A 20,873-nucleotide genomic window follows, 5' to 3' on the forward strand; every position below is an offset into this window, starting at 1 on the left:
TCTACGACGAAACCACCGCCTGGGCACACCACACCCAGAAAACCAGCAAGACTGCCGCTTGACACCCAAGCTCCTGGGATGTCTTTCACGGCACAAGGGGGATGTCATGAGGGTGCGCAGGGCGCCGGAGACCTGCCCCTCCGGCGAGGAGCCGCCGGAGGCAAAGCCCGTCCGGCAGGGACAAACCACGAACCCACCCAGGCCAACGTATGGTGCAGGGCAGGGTCAGTGGCCTGATGGTCAGCCTGGTGCGGTGACGACCGGGCCCAGCGGGCTGGGGAGCGCGGCCAGGTCCCGCAGCCGCTGGGGTGGGAAGTCGGTCCACGTCTCGCTGGGGTCGCGGGCGGCGTGCAGGTGCCGGTCGAGGAAGCGTTGCCAGCGGCGCAGTCCGTCGACGGCGGTGGCGACGTCGAGTTGCCCCGCTTCGATCGCGTCGGCGAACTCGTCGAGATCGAGCAATCGCTGGTGGCGTCCGTCGGTGGGGACGAGGACATCGGCGTAGAGGTCCCGGACGGTGATCGAGTCCTGCGTGGTCGAGACGTGCACGAGGTCCACGTACCAGTGGTCGGTCCGGCCTTGGTGCGGTCGGTTCCGAGGGTGGACCGCCAGGCGGGAATGGACATGCTCACACCGAGGTCGAGCAACACGAACACGCGTTCCAGCAGCGTGCCTCCGGGCCATGGCACGAAGCTGTCCGGCAGCCGGAACTCGTAGGCGAGCGTGTCACCGAGGCGGATGCCTGGCAGCGGCCCGAACGACGGCGTCGGATCGCCATGAGCGCCTCGCCAGACGTCAACCTGTTTCACGAACCATTCGTACCCGACAGGGCGGCTGACGTCCGAGGAAAGAACAAGACTGTTTCTTCGTGAGGTCGCCATGCACCCTCGGTGTCACTGATCACCGGATCTCGGGAGCTCAAGGGTGCCAAGCAGGAGTGGGATCGACAGTGAGTTCAGCATCGAACAGGGGTATCTGACGGGCCTGTACGCCCGGCTGGACGCGATGCGCGACCAGGCGGCGACCCGGCTGGCCACGGCGCGGGCTGCCGGCACGGACCGGGACGCGACGGCGTTCTGGCAGGCGGAACTGGTCCGCCTGGAATCCGTGGAGGACAGGTTGTGCTTCGGGCGGCTGGACATGCGGGACGGGCGCCGGGTCTACATCGGACGGTTGGGTCTGTTCCCGGACGAGGACGACGAGCCGTTGCTCGTCGACTGGCGGGCACCGGTGGCCGAGCCGTTCTACACCGCGACCATGGCCGCCCCGCACGGGGTGCGGCGGCGGCGACGCATCACGACGCGTGGCCGGGTGGTCCTCGCGCTGGACGACGAACTGCTCGACCCGGACACCGCTGTCACCGGCGGGGACCGTCTGGTCGGGGAGGGTGCGTTGGTCGCGGCGCTGACCGCGGATCGCACCGGGCGGATGCGCGACATCGTGACCACCCTGCAGGCCGAGCAGGACCGCATCGTCCGCGACGCGTATCCCGGGGTGCTGGTGGTGCAGGGCGGCCCGGGAACGGGCAAGACGGCGGTCGCGCTGCACAGGCTGGCTTACCTGCTCTACACCCGCCCGTACCTGCGCACCCGGGGTGTGCTGATCGTCGGCCCCACCCAGGTTTTCCTGGACTACATCGGGCAGGTCCTGCCCGGCCTGGGCGAGCACGCCGTGGTGACGGCGACCATCGCCGACCTGTGTCCGGGCATGGTGGTCAGCCGCACGGACTCGCCCGAGACCGCCGAGGTCAAGGGCCGGGCCGACATGGCAGGCCGGATCGCGGAGGCGGTGCGGTCGGCGGTGCGCACAGCCGGCGAGCCGGTCGAGGTGGTGTTCGAGCAGCAGACGATCCGGCTGGACCCGCGGGACTGCCTCCGCGCCGCGGACACCGCCGCACGCGCGGGACTACCGCACAACCAGGCCAGACTCGTGTTCCAGCAGCGGATGGTCGACCTGCTCGCGCAGCGCCTGACCGATCGCCTGGAGAGTGTGGCGTTCACCGAGACCGGCGAGGCCATCGACGGTGGCAGCGCCGACGGCAGGCTCGGCGCGGCCGATCTACGCGCCTTGGCCGCCGCGGGTGTGGTGATCCACCCCGGTCAGGACGACGATGTCGACGGTCCGAGACGCATGCTCGACGAGACCGACAGAGCCCGGCTGCGGAACGCGTTGCTGGCCGACACCGAGGTGTGCCACGCGCTGGACGAGTTGTGGCCGCGGCTGACCGCGCGGCAGGTGGTGGCCGGCCTGTTCGCCACCCCAGCAGCCACCGGCTGGAGCGCCGCGGACATCCCGCTGCTGGACGAGGCCGCCGCGGTGATCGGCGACCCCGTCGATGCGGCCAGGGACGGGGCGACGTACGGGCACGTGGTCGTCGACGAGGCGCAGGAACTGTCCGCGATGGCCTGGCGGATGGTGCTGCGTCGATGCCCCACCAGATCGATGACCATCGTCGGCGACCTCGCCCAGACCAGCGATCCGGCGGGCGCCTCGTCCTGGGACCGGATGCTGCGACCGCATGTGGACGATCACTGGCGGCTGGCCCAGCTCACCATCAACTACCGCACCCCGGCGGAGATCATGGCCGTCACCACCGACCTGTTCATCGCGCACCACCCTGGCCTGCGGCTGCCCCGTTCCGTCCGCGCGGGCGGCGAACCACCCTGGCGCCGTCGCACCACCCTCGCCGACCTGCCCCACGTCATCGCCGAGATCGTTGCGGCGCACAGCGACGGCCAGTTGGCGATCATCACCCCGCCGCCGCACCTCGCCCGGCTCAGGGCGGCCTTGTCCCTCGCCACGCCACTCGATGCCACCGACCCCGTCGTGGTGCTCGTGCCCGGTGAGGCCAAAGGACTGGAGTTCGATTCCGTGGTGATCGTCGATCCGGCCGCCATTCTCACCGCACCCCTTGGCCACAACGACCTGTACGTCGCCATGACCAGGGCCACCCGGCGACTGGGGATCGTGCATCCCGGCCCACCCCCAGCGGAGCTGTCGCGCGTCCGGGAGTCTTGACTGGCGGAAACCGGGCCGGCCGGTGTCCGCGACCGGCGGCGGTTCGAGCAGCTCTCGCGGAACGACTGCTGTTCGCCGCCGTGCCCGCCGCGGTCGCACTGGCCGTCGCCGTCGATGTTGAGGCGCCGGGCCATGCGCGGGCCCTCGACCGCGCGCTCCAGATTCCGGTGTGGACGGTCCGGCCCTGCCAGGTGACGTCCTTGGGCAGGCCCACGTTGACCGACAGCAGAGTGGCCATGGCTGCTCCTCAGTTGTCGCGGGTGCGCTCGTAGTGGCGGCGGGCCTTCATCCTGTTGCCGCACACCGCCATCGAGCACCACCGCGCCTTGTTCGGTTTGCTGTGGTCGACCAGGAACAACGCGCACTCGGGGTTCGCGCACGGGCGCAGCCGCCCGGGGCTGGTGCGGTGGACCACGTCCCAGGCCAGCACCGCCCGCACGGCGGGCCGTCGTGCGTCCGGTGCCTCGACCGTCCATTCGACACCGTCGGCGGTGACCGACGGGTGGCGGACCACACCGTCGAGCAGCGGGGCCAGCGCCTCGGGTCCGGTCTCTCCGCGGACGAGTGCCTGCAGGGCATCCCGCGCTTCACGGGCCGCCTGCCACTCGCCGGGCGAGCCGGTGCCGTCGTGCGCGCGCAGCCAGTCCGCGTCCAGCACGTCCTGCTGGGTGCCGTCGACGACGGGGGTGCTGTTGAGCAGGTCGAGCAGGAACGTCTCGTCGACCATCAGCTTCTAACCTCCAAATTCTTCTTGACAGGTTATAGCACGGCGTGCGACGGTCTAACCAGTAAAACAACGCAAAGGAGTTAGAGATCATGGCCGTCATTCACCACCGCCACGCCACCGTCCGAGGGCACCGGCTCTTCTACCGCGAGGCTGGTCCGGCCGACGCGCCGGTTTTCCTGCTGCTACACGGGTTTCCGACCAGCTCGTACATGTTCCGGGACCTGATCCCGCTGCTCGCCGACCGCTACCACGTGATCGCACCGGACCACCTCGGGTTCGGGCTGTCCGACGCGCCGGGCGTGGCCGAGTTCGACTACACGTTCGACGCGCTGACCGACCTGACCGAGGAGCTGCTCGCCGGGCTCGGCGTCACCCGGTACGCCGTCTACGTCCAGGACTACGGCGCCCCCATCGGCTGGCGGCTCGCACTGCGCCACCCCGAGGCCGTGACCGCGATCGTCACCCAGAACGGCAACGGCTACGACGAGGGCTTCGTCGAGGACTTCTGGCGCCCGGTCTGGGCCTACCACCGCGACGAGAACCCGGAGACCGAAGCCGCCATGCGCGGCGCGCTGACCCTCGAGGCCACCCGCTGGCAGTACGTGACCGGCGTGCCGGACGAGACGCTGGTCAACCCGGAGGCCTGGCACCACGACCACGCGCTGCTGTCCCGGCCGGGCAACGACGAGATCCAGCTGGCGCTGTTCCGCGACTACGCCACCAACCCGCCGCTGTACCCGCGACTGCACCGGTACCTGCGTGACAGTGCCGTCCCGGTGCTCGCGGTGTGGGGCAAGGGCGACGAGATCTTCGGGCCCGAGGGCGCGAAGGCGTTCGCCACCGACGCGCACGACGCGGAGATCCACCTGCTCGACGGTGGACACTTCCTGCTGGAGAGCGCGGTCGACGAGGCCGCCGCCCTCATCGGCGACTTCCTGGACCGCAAGGTGGCGGCGTGATGCTCGTCCCGGAGGTCGTCACGCGGCCCTGTGCCACCGGCGCCCGTGCTCAGCGGTCCCGTTGCTGCTCGGCGAGGAACCGTTCCAGCTCGGCACCCAGCTCGTCCCCGCTCGGCACGGGTTCTCCGTCGGCGACCAGCAGGTTCTCCGAGGTGCTCGTGAACGCGTCGTACTGCCGCTCCAGCGCCTCGACCACCTGCGCGACCTCGGCGGACTCGGCCACCTGGCGGGTGATCTCGGCGTCGGTGCGGTTCGCCGCCTCCTGCAGGCCCTCGGCCTGGATGGCCAGGCCGGTCGCCTTGGTCAGCGCGTCGAGGAGCGAGACCGAGGCGGCCGGGTAGGTGCCCTGGGCGAGGTAGTGGGGGACGTAGGCGACCAGGCCCATGGCGTCATGGCGGCCCTCGCCGAGGCGGAACTCCAGCAGCGCCGACAGGTTGCCCGGCACCTGCACGCGGTTGAACGGCGACTTCTCCGTCACCAGCTCGGGCCGGGTGGCGTGGGAGATCACCGAGAGCTTGCGGGTGTGGGGAACACCCATCGGGATGCCGTGGAAGCCGACCGTGAGCCGGACACCCCACCGCTCGACCAGTGAGCGGACCGCGGCCGCGACCGCCTCCCACCGCCGGTCCGGCTCGGGGCCGGTCAGCAGCAGGAACGGCGTGCCGATCGTGTCGTGCAGCAGGTGCACCACCAGCTCGGGGGCGTCGTACTCCTCCCACCGGTCCGTGGCGTAGGTCATCATCGGGCGTCGCGCCCGGTAGTCGATCAGGTCGTCGACGTCGAACCGGGCGACCACACGGTGCTCATGCGCCGCCAGCAGGTGCTCGACCAGCGTCGAACCGGCCGAACCGGCATCCATGAAGCCGTCGAAGTGGTGCAGCAGCACCGCTCCGGTCAGGTCCGGGACGTCGGAGTCGACCTCGTACAGCTCCTCCGGGTCCAGCGCCACCTCATGCCTCCCGCAATGATCACGTGCCCTAGTCCTTCCCTCTGCCAACGCGCGGGCGCCGTCAGGCATTCCCGAGGGTTGGGCTCTTCGAGTGGTTTCGCTGCCCGGCGGGTAGGCACGCGCCGTCGCCGGTGCCATGAAAGGGCCATGACGAAACCAGTCGAAGACCCGACACAATACGTTCTCGACGAGGCCATGGCGTACATCCATGCCGCGGCACTGCGGGCGGCCACCGTGCTCGGGGTCGCCGACCACCTGGTCGACGGCCCGCGTGCCGCGGGAGAACTGGCGGAACTGACCGGCTCGCACGGCCCGTTCCTGCGGCGCGTGCTCAGGCTGCTGGCCACGCGGGGCATCTTCCGCGAGGACGACGACGGCCGGTTCCACCTGACGCCGCGCGCCGACGTGCTGCGTGCGGACGCGCCGGGCACGATCCGCGCGGGCGTGCTCGCGGTGACCTCGGAGGTCTACTGGCAGTCCACCGGTGACCTCACCGAGGCGGTCCGGCACGGCGAGCTCGCGTTCGACCGCCGCTACGGGAAGCCGTTCTTCTCCTACCTCGTCGCGCACCCGGACGTGGGCGCGATGTTCAACGAGGGCATGGCGAACTTCTCCGCCGGTGAGGTCGAGCGCATCGTCGCGAGCTACGACTTCCCGGCGTCGGGGGTGCTGGTGGACCTCGGCGGCGGGTTCGGCGGGCTGCTGCTGGCGGTTCTGCGCGCCCGGCCCGGGCTGCACGGCGTGCTGTTCGACCGCGAGACGGTGCTGGCGGGGCACGTGCTCGGCCGGCTCGGCGCGGACGACCGCTGGGAGGCCGTCGCGGGCGACTTCTTCGAGGCCGTGCCAGCCGCGGACTTATACCTGGTCAAGAACGTGCTGCACGACTGGACCGACGACGAGTGCGTGCGCATCCTGACCAACTGCCGCCGCGCGATGAACCCCGGCGCGAAGCTGCTGATCGCCGAGCTGGTGCTCCCGGAGGGTAACGAACCGCACTACGGCAAGGTCCTCGACCTGTTCATCATGTTGCTCCTCCCCGGGTTGGAGCGGACCCGCGCCGAGTACGAGCGCCTCTTCGACCAGGCCGGGCTGCGGGTCACGCGTATGCTCCCGACGCCGTCCGCGTACTCCCTCATCGAGGCGGAGGCCGCGAACTGAGCCGAGGGGCTGGTAGTTTCACGGCCGGTGCAGCATAGTTGGTTACTGCCTAACAGATCTGCGGTCGGGGTGTGGTCTGATGCGGTACAGGCGCGCGGTGTTGCTCGCCGGGCTGGTGGTCCTGGCGTTGCTCGGCGGGACGACGAGTGCGGTGGGACAACCGCCGCTGACGCCCGCCGGGGAGCGGCAGCTGCTCTACGACGACGGCGCCAGCTATCCGCGGGTCATCCGGCTCGAGCACAACGGCGCGGCCAACGGCCGGGTGCTGGCCTCGGTCGGCACGACCGACGGCAGCGCACTGGGCGTCATCATGGAGAGCACCGACGGGGGCACCACGTTCCAGCAGGTCGGCAACATCGCCGACCCGGACGGCGCGAACGGGCGCGGCATGTGCTGCGGCACCCTGTTCGAGCTGCCGTCCCCGGTCGGTGACCTGCCCGAGGGCACCCTGCTGTGGGCGGGCACGTTCGGGTACAAGGTGCCCGAGGCGGACCGGCACACCAAGCAGCGCCTGTGGTTCAGCCGCGACCTCGGCCGCACGTGGACCTTCCGGTCCGACATCTACACCTCGCCCAACCAGTACAACGGGTGGGAGCCGGACTTGTCGGTGGCCGCCGACGGGCAGCTCGTCGCGCACTTCTCCGACGAGTCGGACAAGCCCGACCACGACCAGAAGCTCGTGCGCATGCGGTCCGCCGACGGCATCACCTGGACCGACTACACGGAAACGGTGAAGAACGCGGACTTCTTCGTCCGCCCCGGCATGGCGGGAGTGCGGAAGCTGGCCGACGGCAGGTACTTCCTCGTCTACGAGGTGTGCAACCTCGACGAACCCATGTGCAGCATCTACTTCCGCACCTCCGCGGACGGCTGGGACTACGGCGACCCCCTCGACCTCGGCACCAGCGTGCGCACCGAGGACGGCAAGTGGGTGCGGCACACGCCGACCATCACCGTCAGCTCGACCGGCGCGATCATCCTCGTCGCCGAGATGCTGGTGAACGCCGACGGCAGCAAGGCCGAGGGCAACGGGAAGACGTTGCTGGTCAACGAGAACGACGGTGCGGGGCCGTGGCGGGAGATCCCCGCGCCGGTCGAGGTGCCGTCGCCGGACAACCACGGGTGCATGAACTTCAGCCCGGCGCTGCTCGCGTCACCGGACGGCAGCAGCGTCCTCCAGATCGCGACCGACGTCGTGGACGGTGTCTGCCACGCCTTCTACGCGACGGGACCGATCCCGCCCGCGTAGGTCACTGCTCGCCGGGGCGGCGGGCGGGTGCCGGTGTCGCGTGTGGACGGTCGAAGCGGCCCGGCCGGTACGGGCGCGGCCGAGGATCCGTCCACCTCGGAACCGACCGACCACCTCCACCCCGGGTCACACCGGCGGTGGCGCGCCGACCCCGCGGAAGGGGAGGGTCTGCGTGTAGACGATGTTGGTCGTGGTGGTGCCGAGCGCGGTCAGTTCGTACGAGAGCTGTTCGAGGTGCTGCATCGAGGTGGCGGCGATCTTGAGCGTGTAGCAGTCCTCGCCCGTGGTGCGCAGGCACTCGAGGATCTCGGTGCGGTCGGCGAGCAGCTTGTGCAGTGGCTGGTGCTGGTTGCCGGGGTACTTGAGGCGCACCAGTGCGAGGACGCCGAACCCGGCCTTCTCCAGGTCGACGGTCGCGCGGTAGCCGGTGATGACGCCGATGTTCTCGAGGCGCTTGACCCGCTCGGTCGTGGCCGACGCGCTCAGGTTGACCCGGCGGCCCAGCTCCGTGAGCGCCACCCGGCCGTCCTGCTGCAGCTCGGCGAGGATGGCCCAGTCGGTCGTGTCCAGACTCTCGGTCATCCCGCCAATCTACCGGGGAATCCACGGCGAACGGCCCCGAACGCCGTGGACGGTCCCTTCAACTCCGCCGACCGCCGACATAGTCTTGGGCCCGTGAAGATCGGTGTGAATGTTCCCAACTTCGGCCCCGGCACCCGGCCTGCCGTGCTGCGCGACTGGGCGCGGACAGTCGAAGGACTCGGGTTCGACCTGCTCATGGTGTCCGACCACGTGGCGATCACGCCCGACGTGGCCGCCCAGTACCCGGCTCCCTTCTACGACCCGTTCACGACGCTGTCCTGGCTCGCCGGGGTCACCGAGCGGGTCACGCTCGGCACGACCGTGCTCATCGCGCCCTACCGGCACCCGCTGCTCGTGGCCAGGATGGCCGCGAACCTCAACGACCTGAGCGGCGGCCGGTTCGTGCTCGGCGTGGGCATCGGCTGGGCCCGGCAGGAGTTCGAGGCGCTCGGCGTCCCGTTCCACCGCCGCGGCGCGCTCACCGACGAGCTGATCACGACCGTCCGCGAGGCGTGGCGGGACGAGGACTACCGCGCCGGTGACATCCCGGTCTGGATCGGCGGGCACAGCGACGGCGCGCTGCGCCGCGTGGTCCGGCTCGGCGACGCATGGCATCCGCTGCGCCAGACCCCCGACGACTGGCGCGACACCCTGGCCCGGCTGAAGAAGATCGCCGCCGAGGAGGACCGCCCGGTGCCCGCCCTGGCGCCGCGCATCCTGGTGCGGCTGACCGACGAGCCCATCGCCGCCGGCCGGCGGCTCGGTGAGGGCACCCTCGACCAGGTCCGCGCCGACCTGGAACTGCTGCGCGCGGACGGGGTGCAGGCCATCGTGCTCGACCCGTTCGCGGGAGATCCCGAGGAAACGCGACACCCGGAAGACGCATGGGCCATGCTTGCCACGGTGCGAAAGGAGATCATCAGTTGAACACCGAACACCTGCGGCGGGCGATCGCGCTGGCGGCGGAGGCGCTGGAGAGCGGCAACCCGCCGTTCGGGTCGTTGCTGGCCGGGCCGGACGGCGTGCTGGTGGAGGAGCGGAACACCACGCGCACGGACAACGACATCTCGGCCCACCCGGAGCTGAAGGTGGCCCGCTGGGCGGCCGCCAACCTGGACGCGGCCACCGCCGCGAAGACCACCATGTACACCAGCTGCGAACCCTGCGGCATGTGCGCCGGCGCGCTGGCCCGGTCGGGGATCGGGCAGGTGGTGTTCGCGCTGTCGGCCGCGCAGTACAGCGAGCTGACGGCGTTCGGCGGGTTCCCCGCGGTGCCCGGCGACGGCCCGCACCTGTTCGAGGAGGCGAAGGCGCCCATCGAGGGGTACCGCCCATGACGAAGGTCGCGGTGGTGCAGGCCGCGCCCAGCCTGTTCGACACCCCCGAGACGCTCCACCGGTTCGAGCAGCTGCTGGGCGAGGCCACGTCGGCGGGTGCCGAGCTGATCGTGTTCCCGGAGGCGTTCGTCGGCGGGTACCCGAAGGGCGCGACGTTCGGGGCCACGGTCGGCGCGCGCAGCGACGAGGGGCGGGCGCTGTTCGCCCGCTACCGCCGGTCGGCGATCGACATCCCGGGGCCGGACTTCGACCGGCTGCGGTCGGTGGTCGGCACGCACAAGGCGCACGTCGTGGTCGGGGTCATCGAGCGCGCCGGGAACACGCTGTACTGCGCCTCGCTGCTGTTCGCGCCCGACGGCACCGTGCTCGGCCACCACCGCAAGCTCGTGCCCACCGGCGCCGAGCGCCTGATCTGGGGACAGGGCGACGCGTCGGACATCGCCGTGATCCACACCGACCTCGGCCGGATCGGCATGGCGATCTGCTGGGAGAACTACATGCCGCTCTACCGGAGCGAGCTGTACCGGCAGGGCGTCCAGCTCTACGTCGCGCCGACGGTCGACAGCCGCGACACGTGGGCGTCGACCATGCGCCACATCGCCGTCGAGGGCCGCTGCTTCGCGCTGTCGGCAACGCAGTACGCGGTCCGTGGCGACTACCCGGCGGACTTCCCGCTGCCCTCCGGCGATGCTTCCGAGGACACGGCCGACGCGGTCGTGATCCGCGGCGGCAGCTGCGTGGTCGACCCGTACGGCGCGCTGCTCACCGGGCCGGTGTTCGACCGCAAGGACGTGCTGGTGACCGACATCGACATGGACGTGCTGGACGGCGCGTACCTGGACCTCGACGTGTCCGGTCACTACGCGCGCCCCGACCTGTTCTGGCTGGCGACTACCCAAAGCCCCCGTCGCGGATATCAGTGACGGGGAGCCACTGCCGGGCGGGGTCGAACGGTTCGTACCCGGCGGTGACGTGGTCGATGAGTCGTGGCAGCGCGGGGTGGCGGTTGCGCCGCAGCCACACCATCGACCACGGGTAGACCGGCGTCGGGTCGACGACCGGGATCTGCACGACCCCGGGGTGCCACGGCACCCGCATCGCCTCGCCGGTGAACATGTAGCGGTCCGGTGCCGCCGCGAGCGCGTCGATCAGGTGGTCCAGCCCGAAGTCCGGGCCGTCGACACTGATGCGCAGGCCGAACTCGCGGCGCATCTCGGTGTACAGGTCGGTCCACTCGCTGCCCGGTTCGTTGCCGGGCATCCACGCGACCGAGCCCGCCAGGTCGGCGAGCCGGACACGGCGGCGGCCGGCGAGCCGGTGTTTGCGGCTCGCGAGGAAGCGGTGCGGCTCCGCGTAGGCCGGGATGTGCGCGAACCGCGGGTCGAGCACACCCGTCACGCGCGCGAACGCGGCGTCGACCGTGCCGTTCGCGAGCGCGGACAGGCCGGTCCGCAGCCCGCGCGAGGTCACGATGTCGATCTCCACGTCGCGGTGCGCGTCGTGGAACCGCCGGATCAGCTCGGTCGGCGCCAGGCGGGTGCCGAGCACGTCCACCCGCAGCGGCCGGTCCCGCCCGCCCAGTGACGCGACGGCCGCTTCCGCCATCGCGATCAGGGCGCGGGCGTGGGGGAGGAACGCCACACCGTCGTCGGTGAGCGCCGTGCCCGTGCGGTCGCGGTGCAGCAGCGTCACGCCCAGCCCCGACTCCAGCTTGGCGATCCGCTTCGAGACCGCCTGCTGTGACAGGCCGAGCCGGTCCGCGGCCGCGCCGAAGTGCCGGTCGTCGGCCACCGCGACAAAGGCCCGCACGGTCCCGAGATCGAGATCCATGGCTCCTCCCACAACTGGTGGTGGTCGACGTGGTGTGTCGGTTGTTGGACGACCCGTTGTGCTGTCGAGTGCAATGCGGGTCGCCCGGCCGACAGTACAACCGACAGGAGTGGCGGGATGCGGTCCTTCGTCCACCTGCACGTGCACACCGAGTACTCGATGCTCGACGGTGCGGCGAAGATCGCGCCGCTGTTCGCGGAGGCGGCCCGGCTCGGCATGCCCGCGGTCGGGATGACCGACCACGGCAACATGTACGGCGCCGACCAGTTCTACCAGGAGGCGGTGAAGGCCGGGATCACGCCGGTGATCGGCATCGAGGCCTACGTCGCGCCGGAGTCGCGGTTCGTGAAGCGGCCGGTGTTCTGGGGTGAGGCGCGGCAGCGCGGCGACGACATCTCCGGTGGCGGCGCGTACACGCACCTGACGATGCTGGCGCGCAACGCGACCGGGCTGCGCAACCTGTTCCGGCTGTCGTCGCTGGCGAGCATGGAGGGCTACTACCGCAAGCCGCGGATGGACCGTGAGCTGATCGCGGAGCACGCCGATGGCGTCATCGCCACGACCGGGTGCCCGTCGGGGGAGGTGCAGACCCGGTTGCGGCTGGGCCAGTTCTCCGAGGCCGTCCAGGCCGCGGCGGACTACCGGGACATCTTCGGTGCGGAGAACTTCTTCCTGGAGCTGATGGACCACGGACTGCCGATCGAGCGGTCGGTGCGCGAGGGCCTGCTGGCGGTCGGGTCGAAGCTCGGCATGGAACCGTTGGCCACCAACGACTCGCACTACGTCACGAAGGACCAGGCCGAGGCGCACGCCGCGCTGCTGTGCGTGCAGTCGGGCAAGACGCTGTCGGACCCGAACCGGTTCTCCTTCGACGGTGACGGCTACTACCTCAAGTCGGCCGAGGAGATGCGCGCGTACTGGGACGCCGAGGTGCCTGGCGCGGCCGACACGACGCTGCTGGTCGCCGAGCGCGTCGAGTCCTACGCGGAGGTCTACACCCACTCCGACCGGATGCCGGTCTTCCCGGTGCCCGACGGCCACGACGAAGCCAGCTGGCTGCACCACGAGGTGACGGCCGGGCTGGCGTGGCGCCTGCCAGGTGGTGTCCCGGACGCCTACCGCGAGCGGGCGGCCTACGAGCTGGACGTGATCGTCCAGAAAGGATTCCCCGGCTACTTCCTCATCACCGCCGACCTCATGGCGCACGCGCGCCGCACCGGCATCCGCGTCGGCCCCGGCCGCGGCTCGGCGGCCGGGTCGCTCGTCGCCTACGCGCTGGGCATCACCAACCTCGACCCGCTGCACCACGGCCTGCTGTTCGAGCGGTTCCTGAACCCGGAACGGGTCTCCATGCCCGACATCGACATGGACTTCGACGACCGCCGCCGCGGCGAGATGATCCGCTACGCCACCGACAGGTACGGCGCCGACCGGATCGCGCAGGTCATCACGTTCGGCACCATCAAGACCAAGGCCGCGCTCAAGGACGCCGCCCGTGTCCACTTCGGACAACCCGGCTACGCCATCGCGGACCGGATCGCGAAGGCGCTGCCGCCGCCGGTCGCGGCGAAGGACATCCCGCTGTCCGGCATCGTGGACCCCGGGCACGAACGCCACGGCGAGGCCGCCGAGGTGCGTGCGCTGATCGAGTCCGACGCCGAGGTGTCGACGATCTTCGGCACCGCCCGAGGGCTGGAGGGCCTGATCCGCAACGCCGGTGTGCACGCCTGCGCGGTCATCATGTCCAGCGAGCCGCTGCTGGACGCGATCCCGTTGTGGCAGCGCGACGACGGGTCGGTCGTCACCGGCTGGGACTACCCGTCCTGCGAGGCCATCGGTCTGCTGAAGATGGACTTCCTCGGACTGCGGAACCTGACCGTCATCGGCGACGCCATCGACAACATCAAGGCCAACCGCGGCACCGAGATCGATCTCGACGGGCTGGGCCTCGCCGACGCGAACACGTTCGACCTGCTGGCACGCGGCGACAGCCTCGGCGTGTTCCAGCTCGACGGCGGCGCCATGCGAGACCTGTTGCGGCGCATGCGTCCCACGGGCTTCGGGGACATCGTGGCCGTGAACGCGCTGTACCGGCCGGGGCCGATGGCGATGAACACGCACAACAACTACGCCGACCGCAAGAACGGCCGCCAGCCCGTCGAGCCGATCCACGCCGAACTGGCGGAGCCGCTGCGCGAGATCCTCGCCGAGACCCACGGCCTGGTCGTCTACCAGGAGCAGATCATGCAGATCGCGCAGAAGGTGGCAGGTTACTCGATGGGCCGCGCGGACGTGCTGCGCCGCGCGATGGGCAAGAAGAAGAAAGCGGTGCTGGAGGAGGAGTTCGCGGGTTTCCACGACGGCATGCGTGCCAACGGTTTCTCCGCGGGCGCCGTGCAGGCGCTGTGGGACACCATCCTCCCGTTCGCCGGCTACGCGTTCAACAAGTCCCACGCGGCGGGCTACGCGCTGGTCGGCTACTGGACGGCGTACCTGAAGGCGAACTTCCCGGCCGAGTACATGGCAGCACTGCTGACCTCGGTGGGCGACAACAAGGACAAGTCGGCGGTGTACCTGTCGGAGTGCCGCAGGCTCGGCATCCGGGTGCTGCCACCGGACGTCAACGAGTCGGGCCCGCGGTTCGCCGCGGTCGGCGACGTGATCCGCTTCGGCATGGGCGCGGTCCGCAACGTCGGCGCGCACGTGGTCGAGTCGATCGTCAAGGTCCGCGCGGAGCAGGGGAAGTACGCGTCGTTCACCGACTTCCTCGACCGGTCGGAGCTGGTGGCCTGCAACAAACGCGTGCTGGAGTCGCTGATCAAGGCGGGTGCCTTCGACTCGCTCGGCGAGACGCGGCTGTCGATGGTCCAGGTGCACGAGGACGCCGTGGACGCGGTGGTGCCGCTGAAACGCCGCGCGGCGATGGGCCAGTTCGACCTGTTCGGCCCCGCCGCCGCCGACACGACCACGTCACCGCTGGCGCACCTGAGGTTCGGTGAGGAGGAGTGGCCGCGCAAGCAGTTGTTGTCATACGAGCGCGAGATGCTGGGCCTGTACGTGTCGGCACACCCGCTGGACGGTGCGGAACCGGTGCTGCGCAGGCACGCCCCCCGGCCCATCGCGGCGATCCTCGACAACCCGCCGAAGGAAGGCGAACTGGTGGTCGCCGGTCTGATCACCGCGCTGGAGCGGCGGGTGAACAAGAAAGGCGAGCCGTGGGCGATCTGCACGGTCGAGGACATGGACGCCGCGCTGGAGGTGCTGTTCTTCCCGAAGTCGTACGGGTTGTTCGCCGCGGCCCTGGTCGAGGACAACGCGGTGCTGGTGAAGGGCCGCGTCAACTGGCGGGAGGAACGCATGTCGGTGTTCGGGAGCGGCCTGGCGCCACTGGACCTGACCCAGCCCGGCGAGGCCCCGCTCGTGCTGCACGCCCGGCCGGGCGTGGTGGACCTGCCGGTCGTCCTGGAACTGGAGCGGACCCTGGTGGCGCACAAGGGGGACACGCCGGTGCACGTCCACGTCGGGCAGCGGGCGTTCGCGCTGGACCGCTACCCGGTGGCGGTGACCCCGATGCTGCTGGGTGAGCTGAAGACGATCCCGGGGATCACGGTCGGTTAGAACAACGGCGTGAAGACGCACTCGAACCCGGCCTTCATGCCGGGCTTGTGGGTGGCGGCCATCCAGTACTCGCCGGGCCGCACCACGGTGCCCATGTAGGAGTTGATCTCCGAGCCGGAGTTCGCGTAGCCGACGCTCGTGGTGGGCGGGCTTTCTGTGCCCACCAGCAGGTGCATCCGCGCGGTGCGCCCGCCGACGAAGTACACCGCCACGTACCCGTGGGTCGTGGCCTGGTACACGGTGTCGAGCGCCGCCTCGAACCGGCCGGCGCCGGACTTGGTCAGCCGGTCGAGCCGCTCCTCCAGTTGCCGGACGCGGGCGTACAGGGCCTCGTCGTGTGGTTCGTCCATGCCGGGCACGGTATGGGCGCGCGCAGGCCAACCGGTCCCAGGTTCGGTTTCCGGGATCGGTAGACGGGGTGGCCCGCGACGCTTTCCGGCATGTACCAGAACCCACCGCGGTACGCCCCGGGCCCACCCGTGCACGAGGCCGAGCCGCCACCCCAGCGCAGCCTGCTCATGCGGCTCGTGTTCCGGTTCGTGGTCGTCGCCGTGGCGGCCTTCGCGATCTCCTACGGGGCCATGTCGGACCCGGAGATCACGGTGCTGCCGGGCATCACGTACGCCGACGGCACGTTCCAGGTGCCGTACGAGCGCGACGGCAACCGGGGCCTGTTCCAGCTGCTGACGCAGGACGGCGAACAGGTGCGGATGGCGTCGGTGGATGCCCTCACCGGTGAGGTGCGCTCGGACACGAGGTTACCCGGCCCGCCGGCCGCGCCCGCGTCCACGCCGACCGCGACGGAGGTGGCGCTCCCCGGCACCCGGGAGAAGGTGGTCCTGCGTGAGCTGCCGTTCGGCCTGCCGGGCCTGGAACTGGTCCACGTCACCGAGGACGGCCGGTCGCGCTCGATGGGCGGCGCCATGTTCCAGGGCGTCAGCCTGGTCTCCGCCGCGGTGCCGGGACACGTGCTGGTCCAGCACCAGGGCGCGGGCATCGAGCTGTCGGTGGTCGCGGTGGCGACCGGCCTGGTGACCGGCACTCTGACGGTCGACCAGCCGGTGACCAGCGCGGTCGCGGGCCAGAACAGCGTCGCCGTCACCGCGGGCCCGGCGCTGGTGCTGGCCCACGCCGACGGCCGCCTCACCAAGCTCGAGATCGGCGAGGTCGACTTCTTCGGTTCGGTCAGCTGACGACCGCCGTGGCCTCGACCTCGACCAGGTGCTCCGGCACGTCCAGCGCGGCGACCCCGATCAACGTGCCGGGCGGCACGGGCGTGGCACCGAGCTTGTCGGCGGCACGCCGAGCGAGCCGACTGGACGGACCGCCCGCTGCGCTGACTGCCGGGCGTTGCACGGGCTACCGGCTGACACGCCGTTCGAAGGTGATCAGGATGCCGTCCACACCACCGGGACCGATGCGGCCCTTGACCTCCGCGGTCGTGATGGCCTTCAGTTGCCAGCCCTGCGCGGCGTGCTCGTTGAGCAGGCCCTCGAGCTTGGCGCCGGACATCTTGCCGCCGAGCAGCTTCTCGCGCAGCTCCACGACCTTGTACTCGAACTGTTCGGTCATGGCTCCCATGGTGACCGAGGCCGGGGGCCCGCGCTCGGTCACCGGCTCAGGCCGAGATCCCGCCGCTCCCGTACCACGGCGGGAGGTACAGGCTCGCCTCACCGAGCCGCATCTCACCGAGGAGTTCGGTCGCCTCGCCCCGGCACGCGGCCGCCTGGCCCGCGTCGCCGGTGGCGAGGTGGGCCGCGCCGAGACGGGCCAGGGTCGCCGCCACCTCGAACGTCGAGCCGATGCGCCGCCAGATCTCCGCCGCCGACGTCAGCCACTCGATCGCCGCGGCCCAGTCACCGCGCAGGGCAGCCAGGTCGCCGGTCGACCGCAGCGCCTCGGCGTAGCCGTCGCCCTCACCGATGCGCTGGTGGGTCTCCCGGGACCGCTCGAGCCGTTGCGCCGCGCTGCCCAGGCGGCCACGCCGCATGTCGACGTCGGCGAGCACCTGCTGGACATACGCCCACAGGGTGTCCTCGCCGTACCGGAGCGAGACCTCCAGTGCCGGGGTCAGTACCGCCTCCGCCTCCTCCGGCAGGCCGGCGCGGGTCAGGCACCCGCCGAGGTGGTACCGGTTGAGCGCGGCCACGATCACGTCCTGCTGTTCCTCCGAGAGCCGCAGCGCGGTACGGAAGAGCGGCATCGCCTCGTGCGGCCTGCCCAGGTACACGAGGTTCGCGGCGAGAGCGGACTTCGCGCTCCGGGACAGCGACGCGGCCACGCCGGGCCGACTCGCGCAGGCCGCCGCGCGTTCGAGCCACTCGATCGCCGCGGCGAAGTCGCTGTGCCGGTTCGCGGCGCGGCCCGCGTTGAGCAGTGCCAGCGCCTCCTCCTCGGGATCACCGAGCGCACGGGCCAGCGCGAGCTGTTCCTCGGCGAGCGCTGCGAGCGGCGCGTGCCGGTCGCGGCGCAGGCAGGCGATGAAGAGCGCGCCGAGCAGGCGGACCAGCAGCTCGCGGTCGCCGGCGGCCCTGGCGTGCCTGATCGCCGTCGCCAGCACGTAGTCCGCGTCGTCGCGGTAGGAACGCAGTTCGAGGAACCCGCAGGTGTGCAGGGCCAGCATGCCCACCAGCTCCGTGTGCCCGAGTGCCGCGGCCGTCGCCACGGCGGCGATCAGGCTGTGCCGTTCCGCCTCGAACCAGGCCGTCGGGCTGTGCCGCGCCAGGGCGGCCGCGGCGGGCGGGGCCACCACGCGGGACCGCTCCGGCGCCCGCGCCCAGTCGTGCGGGATCCGTTCGTCGGCCGTCGCGGCGAGCGCCGCCCACGCGTGCACCACGCGTTCGAGTGCGCCGTCCCGGTCGGCCGCCGTGTCCTCGGCCCGTGCCCGCTCCGCGGCGAACGCGGCGACCAGGTCGTGCAGCCGGTACCGGTGCTGGCCTGCGTCGTCCTTGCCGAGCTGCTCGACGAGGTGTGCGTCGACCAGCTGCTCGAGCAGCCGCGCCGCGGGTGCACCGGTGAGCGGTTCGACCACCCACGCCGGCCAGCTCGGCGCGGTGAGCAGACCGAGCCGCCGGAACAGCAGCCGCAACGGCGGGGTCAGCGCGGCGTGGCTCAGCGCGATGCTCGCCCGCACGTCCAGATCGCCGATGCTCAGCTCGTCCAGCCGCCCGTGCTCGTGGTCCAGCCGTTCGCGCAGCTCGTCCAGTGTCCAATGTGGACGGGCGGCGAGACGCGCGGCGGCGATGGACACCGCGAGCGGCAGCCCGCCGCACAGGCGGGCGATCTCTCCCGCGGTGCCCGGCTCGGCGTCCACCCTTGCCGGGCCCGCGGTCGCGGCGAGCAACCGCACGGCGTCGTCCTCGGCGAGCACCGGCACGCGCCACCGCGCCGACGTCACCAGCGCACCGAGCTGGTGGCGGGAGGTGACCACCGTGCGGCACCCGGCCGCGGCGAGCAGCAGCGGGCGGACCTGGTCCTCGGACCCGGCGTCGTCGAGCACCAGCAGCACACGCCGGGCCGCGAAATGGGACCGGTACAGCGCGACCCGCTCCTCGCGGTCGTCGGGCAACGCCGTGTCGAGCACCCCGGCGGCGCGGAGGAACCGGCCGATGACCGCGTGCGGCTCGACCCCGCCGCCCTGGCTGCCCGCCAGGTTCGCGTACAGCTGGCCGTCCGGGAAGTCGTCCGCGAGCCGGTGCCCGGCGGCGACGGCCAGCGCGGTCTTGCCGACTCCGCCCGGCCCCACGAGCACCGCGGGCGACACGTCCCCGGAGCGGACGGTCGTGACCAGTTCGCCCAGCAGGTCGTCGCGTCCGGTCAACGCGCCAGAGGGTGGCAGCTGGCGGGGGACGGGACTCGCCGGCGTCGCGCCGGTGAACCGGTCGCCCCGCAGGATCCGCTGTTCCAGGTCGCGCAGCGCCGCACCGGGTTCGACACCCAGCTCGTCGGCGAAACTCCGGTACGTCCGCCGGTAGTGCTCCAGCGCGTCCGCACGGCGCCCGGTCGCGAGCAGCGCACGCATCCGCTTCTCGTGCAGGCTTTCCCGGTACGGGTGCTCGTCGATCAGCGGGGCCACGGACCGCAGGACGTCGTCGAACCGCCCGAGCACCAGGTCGGCGTCGAGGGCGGCCTCGGCGATGGCCAGCTGTTCGGCGTGCAGGGCCCGCCGGGCGTCGCCGAGCAGTTCGTCGGCCATGTCGGCGAGTGCCGGGCCACGCCACAGGGCCATCGCGCCGGTGAACAACCGCACGGCCGTGTCGTGCTCCCCCCGGTCGGCGGCCGCCCTGCCGGTCGTCGCCAGCCTGCGGAACTCGAGGAGGTCGAACTCGTGCGGCCCGAGGTTCAGCTGGTAGCCGGTCGTCCTGAACTCGATGAGCCCGCCCTCGGTCCGCAGGCGCTTGCGCAGGTTGCTGATCATGTTGTGCAGCTGCGATCGCGCCGACCTCGGCGGCGCGGCCCACAACGCGTCGACGAGCTGGTCGACGTGGGTCAGCCGGCCCGCGTTGAGCAACAGCGAGGCGAGGACGAAACGTTCGCGGGCACTGCCGACGGGCAGCGCCCGCCCGCCCTGCCAGACCTCGACCGGCCCCAGCACTCCGAACCGCACCCCGCCCCCCAACCCACTCTCCCGGGTCCCCGACCAGACAGGATATCCGCATGCCGAGCTTCGACGTCCGCCCCGGCGACGCCGCGTCCCCGGTGGTCCTGCACGTCCCGCACGGTTCCCGGGCGCTGACCGCCCACGCCAGGGACCGGATCCTGCTCGACGACGCCGCGTTGGCCGAGGAGCTGGACCACATGACCGACGCGCACACCGGGCTCATCGCCGCCCGCGCCGCCGCGGCCGCCCGCGTGACCCCGTGGCTGTTCGCCAACCGGCTGTCCCGCCTGGTCGTCGACCCAGAACGGTTCCCCGACGACCGCGAGGAGATGCGTGCGGTGGGGATGGGCGCGGTGTACCTGCGCACCTCCCACGGCGAGCCACTGCGTGCCGACGACCCGGACCACGTCGAGGACCTGCTGACCCGGCACTTCCACCCGTACGCGCGGGCGATGACCGACCTGGTGAACGCGCGCCTCGCCGCGGTCGGCCGGGCCGTGGTCCTCGACGTGCACTCCTATCCCAGCCGCGCCCTGCCGTACGAGCTCCACGCCGACGGCGACCGGCCGGCCGTCTGCCTCGGCGTGGACCCGTGCCACACCCCCGGCCTGCTGCACGAGCGGGCGGCGCTGGCGTTCTCCCCCGTGGGGGACCTGGCCGTGAACACCCCTTTCGCAGGCGCCTACGTGCCTCTCGAGCACTACGGGCGAGCCGGGAACGTGACCGCGTTGATGATCGAGATCCGCCGGGACGTGTACATGGCGGAACCCGGCGGCGCGCAGCACAGCGGGATCGACGCGGTCGCCGCCGCGCTCACCAGGCTCGTCGACACCCTCTGACGGGACCGGT

At 71.4% G+C, this 20,873-nt stretch carries 18 protein-coding genes and 1 pseudogene; 10 read left to right on the forward strand and 9 right to left on the reverse strand.

Features of this window, described 5'->3' with window-relative positions:
* Positions 1-240 precede the first annotated feature (240 nt).
* Entirely contained in the window at positions 241-681 is a 441-nt protein-coding gene (locus tag FHR82_RS22580) for a ribonuclease FAU-1 family protein (protein WP_221464192.1), read from the reverse strand.
* A 240-nt stretch (positions 682-921) separates the two neighbouring features.
* Between FHR82_RS22580 and FHR82_RS22585 the strand changes: the two genes are divergently transcribed.
* Positions 922-3,015 carry a HelD family protein gene (locus FHR82_RS22585; protein WP_376706436.1) on the forward strand — a complete coding sequence of 698 codons (2,094 nt, stop codon included), beginning with the start codon at positions 922-924 and terminating at the stop codon, positions 3,013-3,015.
* Positions 3,016-3,262: 247 nt separating this feature from the next.
* Here the strand turns inward: FHR82_RS22585 and FHR82_RS22590 are convergent, their stop codons facing one another.
* The gene (locus FHR82_RS22590; protein ID WP_184812522.1) at positions 3,263-3,742 is read right to left on the reverse strand and encodes a CGNR zinc finger domain-containing protein; all 480 of its coding nucleotides are present in this window, start codon (positions 3,740-3,742) and stop codon (positions 3,263-3,265) included.
* An 89-nt stretch (positions 3,743-3,831) separates the two neighbouring features.
* Here FHR82_RS22590 and FHR82_RS22595 point away from each other — a divergent pair, with 89 nt between their 5' ends.
* The gene (locus FHR82_RS22595; RefSeq protein ID WP_184812523.1) at positions 3,832-4,701 is read left to right on the forward strand and encodes an alpha/beta fold hydrolase; all 870 of its coding nucleotides are present in this window, start codon (positions 3,832-3,834) and stop codon (positions 4,699-4,701) included.
* 49 nt (positions 4,702-4,750) lie between these two features.
* On the opposite strand, the gene FHR82_RS22600 is transcribed toward FHR82_RS22595, so the two are convergent.
* Positions 4,751-5,650, reverse strand: a complete 900-nt coding sequence (locus FHR82_RS22600; protein WP_184812524.1) for a proteasome assembly chaperone family protein — start codon at positions 5,648-5,650, stop codon at positions 4,751-4,753.
* A gap of 147 nt (positions 5,651-5,797) precedes the next feature.
* Here FHR82_RS22600 and FHR82_RS22605 point away from each other — a divergent pair, with 147 nt between their 5' ends.
* Complete coding sequence (locus FHR82_RS22605; protein WP_184812525.1) at positions 5,798-6,808, forward strand: methyltransferase; 1,011 nt, start codon at positions 5,798-5,800, stop codon at positions 6,806-6,808.
* Positions 6,809-6,887: 79 nt separating this feature from the next.
* A complete protein-coding gene (locus FHR82_RS22610; RefSeq protein ID WP_184812526.1) occupies positions 6,888-8,057 on the forward strand; it encodes a sialidase family protein in 1,170 nt (389 codons plus the stop codon).
* Positions 8,058-8,183: 126 nt separating this feature from the next.
* Here FHR82_RS22610 and FHR82_RS22615 read toward each other — a convergent pair whose 3' ends face one another.
* Positions 8,184-8,639: an Lrp/AsnC family transcriptional regulator gene (locus FHR82_RS22615; protein WP_184812527.1), complete on the reverse strand. Its 456-nt coding sequence runs from the start codon at positions 8,637-8,639 to the stop codon at positions 8,184-8,186.
* Positions 8,640-8,732: 93 nt separating this feature from the next.
* On the opposite strand from FHR82_RS22615, the gene FHR82_RS22620 reads away from it, so the two are divergent.
* From FHR82_RS22620 to FHR82_RS22630, 3 genes are read left to right on the forward strand one after another with little or no spacing between them, the layout of a single operon-like run.
* Complete coding sequence (locus FHR82_RS22620) at positions 8,733-9,566, forward strand: LLM class flavin-dependent oxidoreductase (RefSeq protein ID WP_184812528.1); 834 nt, start codon at positions 8,733-8,735, stop codon at positions 9,564-9,566.
* Positions 9,524-9,976, forward strand: coding sequence for a nucleoside deaminase (locus tag FHR82_RS22625; RefSeq protein WP_184812529.1), 453 nt, complete (start codon positions 9,524-9,526; stop codon positions 9,974-9,976). Before FHR82_RS22620 ends, FHR82_RS22625 begins: the two co-directional genes overlap by 43 nt.
* A complete protein-coding gene (locus FHR82_RS22630) occupies positions 9,973-10,899 on the forward strand; it encodes a carbon-nitrogen hydrolase family protein (RefSeq protein WP_184812530.1) in 927 nt (308 codons plus the stop codon). The genes FHR82_RS22625 and FHR82_RS22630 overlap by 4 nt, the downstream gene beginning before the upstream one ends.
* Here FHR82_RS22630 and FHR82_RS22635 read toward each other — a convergent pair.
* On the reverse strand, positions 10,868-11,806 hold the full coding sequence (locus tag FHR82_RS22635; protein ID WP_184812531.1) for a LysR family transcriptional regulator: 939 nt from the start codon (positions 11,804-11,806) through the stop codon (positions 10,868-10,870). The two genes, FHR82_RS22630 and FHR82_RS22635, sit on opposite strands and share 32 nt — an antisense overlap.
* Before the next feature lie 117 nt (positions 11,807-11,923).
* Here FHR82_RS22635 and dnaE point away from each other — a divergent pair, with 117 nt between their 5' ends.
* Entirely contained in the window at positions 11,924-15,424 is a 3,501-nt protein-coding gene (gene dnaE / locus FHR82_RS22640) for a DNA polymerase III subunit alpha (protein WP_184812532.1), read from the forward strand.
* Here dnaE and FHR82_RS22645 read toward each other — a convergent pair.
* The gene (locus FHR82_RS22645) at positions 15,421-15,774 is read right to left on the reverse strand and encodes a hypothetical protein (RefSeq protein WP_184812533.1); all 354 of its coding nucleotides are present in this window, start codon (positions 15,772-15,774) and stop codon (positions 15,421-15,423) included. The two genes, dnaE and FHR82_RS22645, sit on opposite strands and share 4 nt — an antisense overlap.
* Positions 15,775-15,864: 90 nt before the next feature.
* Here FHR82_RS22645 and FHR82_RS22650 point away from each other — a divergent pair, with 90 nt between their 5' ends.
* Positions 15,865-16,617, forward strand: coding sequence for a hypothetical protein (locus tag FHR82_RS22650; RefSeq protein WP_184812534.1), 753 nt, complete (start codon positions 15,865-15,867; stop codon positions 16,615-16,617).
* On the opposite strand, the pseudogene FHR82_RS22655 reads toward FHR82_RS22650, so the two are convergent.
* The 3 genes and pseudogenes from FHR82_RS22655 to FHR82_RS22665 form a co-directional block, all read right to left on the reverse strand.
* Positions 16,610-16,726 (reverse strand): annotated as a pseudogene (locus FHR82_RS22655) (RidA family protein); the annotation flags it as partial. The gene FHR82_RS22650 and the pseudogene FHR82_RS22655 sit on opposite strands and share 8 nt — an antisense overlap.
* Positions 16,727-16,783: 57 nt before the next feature.
* A complete protein-coding gene (locus FHR82_RS22660) occupies positions 16,784-16,996 on the reverse strand; it encodes a DUF4177 domain-containing protein (protein WP_184812535.1) in 213 nt (70 codons plus the stop codon).
* Between the two features lie 46 nt (positions 16,997-17,042).
* Positions 17,043-20,030 carry an AfsR/SARP family transcriptional regulator gene (locus FHR82_RS22665; protein ID WP_184812536.1) on the reverse strand — a complete coding sequence of 996 codons (2,988 nt, stop codon included), beginning with the start codon at positions 20,028-20,030 and terminating at the stop codon, positions 17,043-17,045.
* Positions 20,031-20,080: 50 nt separating this feature from the next.
* On the opposite strand from FHR82_RS22665, the gene FHR82_RS22670 reads away from it, so the two are divergent.
* The gene (locus tag FHR82_RS22670; RefSeq protein ID WP_184812537.1) at positions 20,081-20,863 is read left to right on the forward strand and encodes an N-formylglutamate amidohydrolase; all 783 of its coding nucleotides are present in this window, start codon (positions 20,081-20,083) and stop codon (positions 20,861-20,863) included.
* Positions 20,864-20,873: the final 10 nt, after the last annotated feature.

It is taken from the genome of Actinophytocola algeriensis (genome assembly GCF_014203735.1).
Taxonomy (GTDB): domain Bacteria; phylum Actinomycetota; class Actinomycetes; order Mycobacteriales; family Pseudonocardiaceae; genus Actinophytocola; species Actinophytocola algeriensis.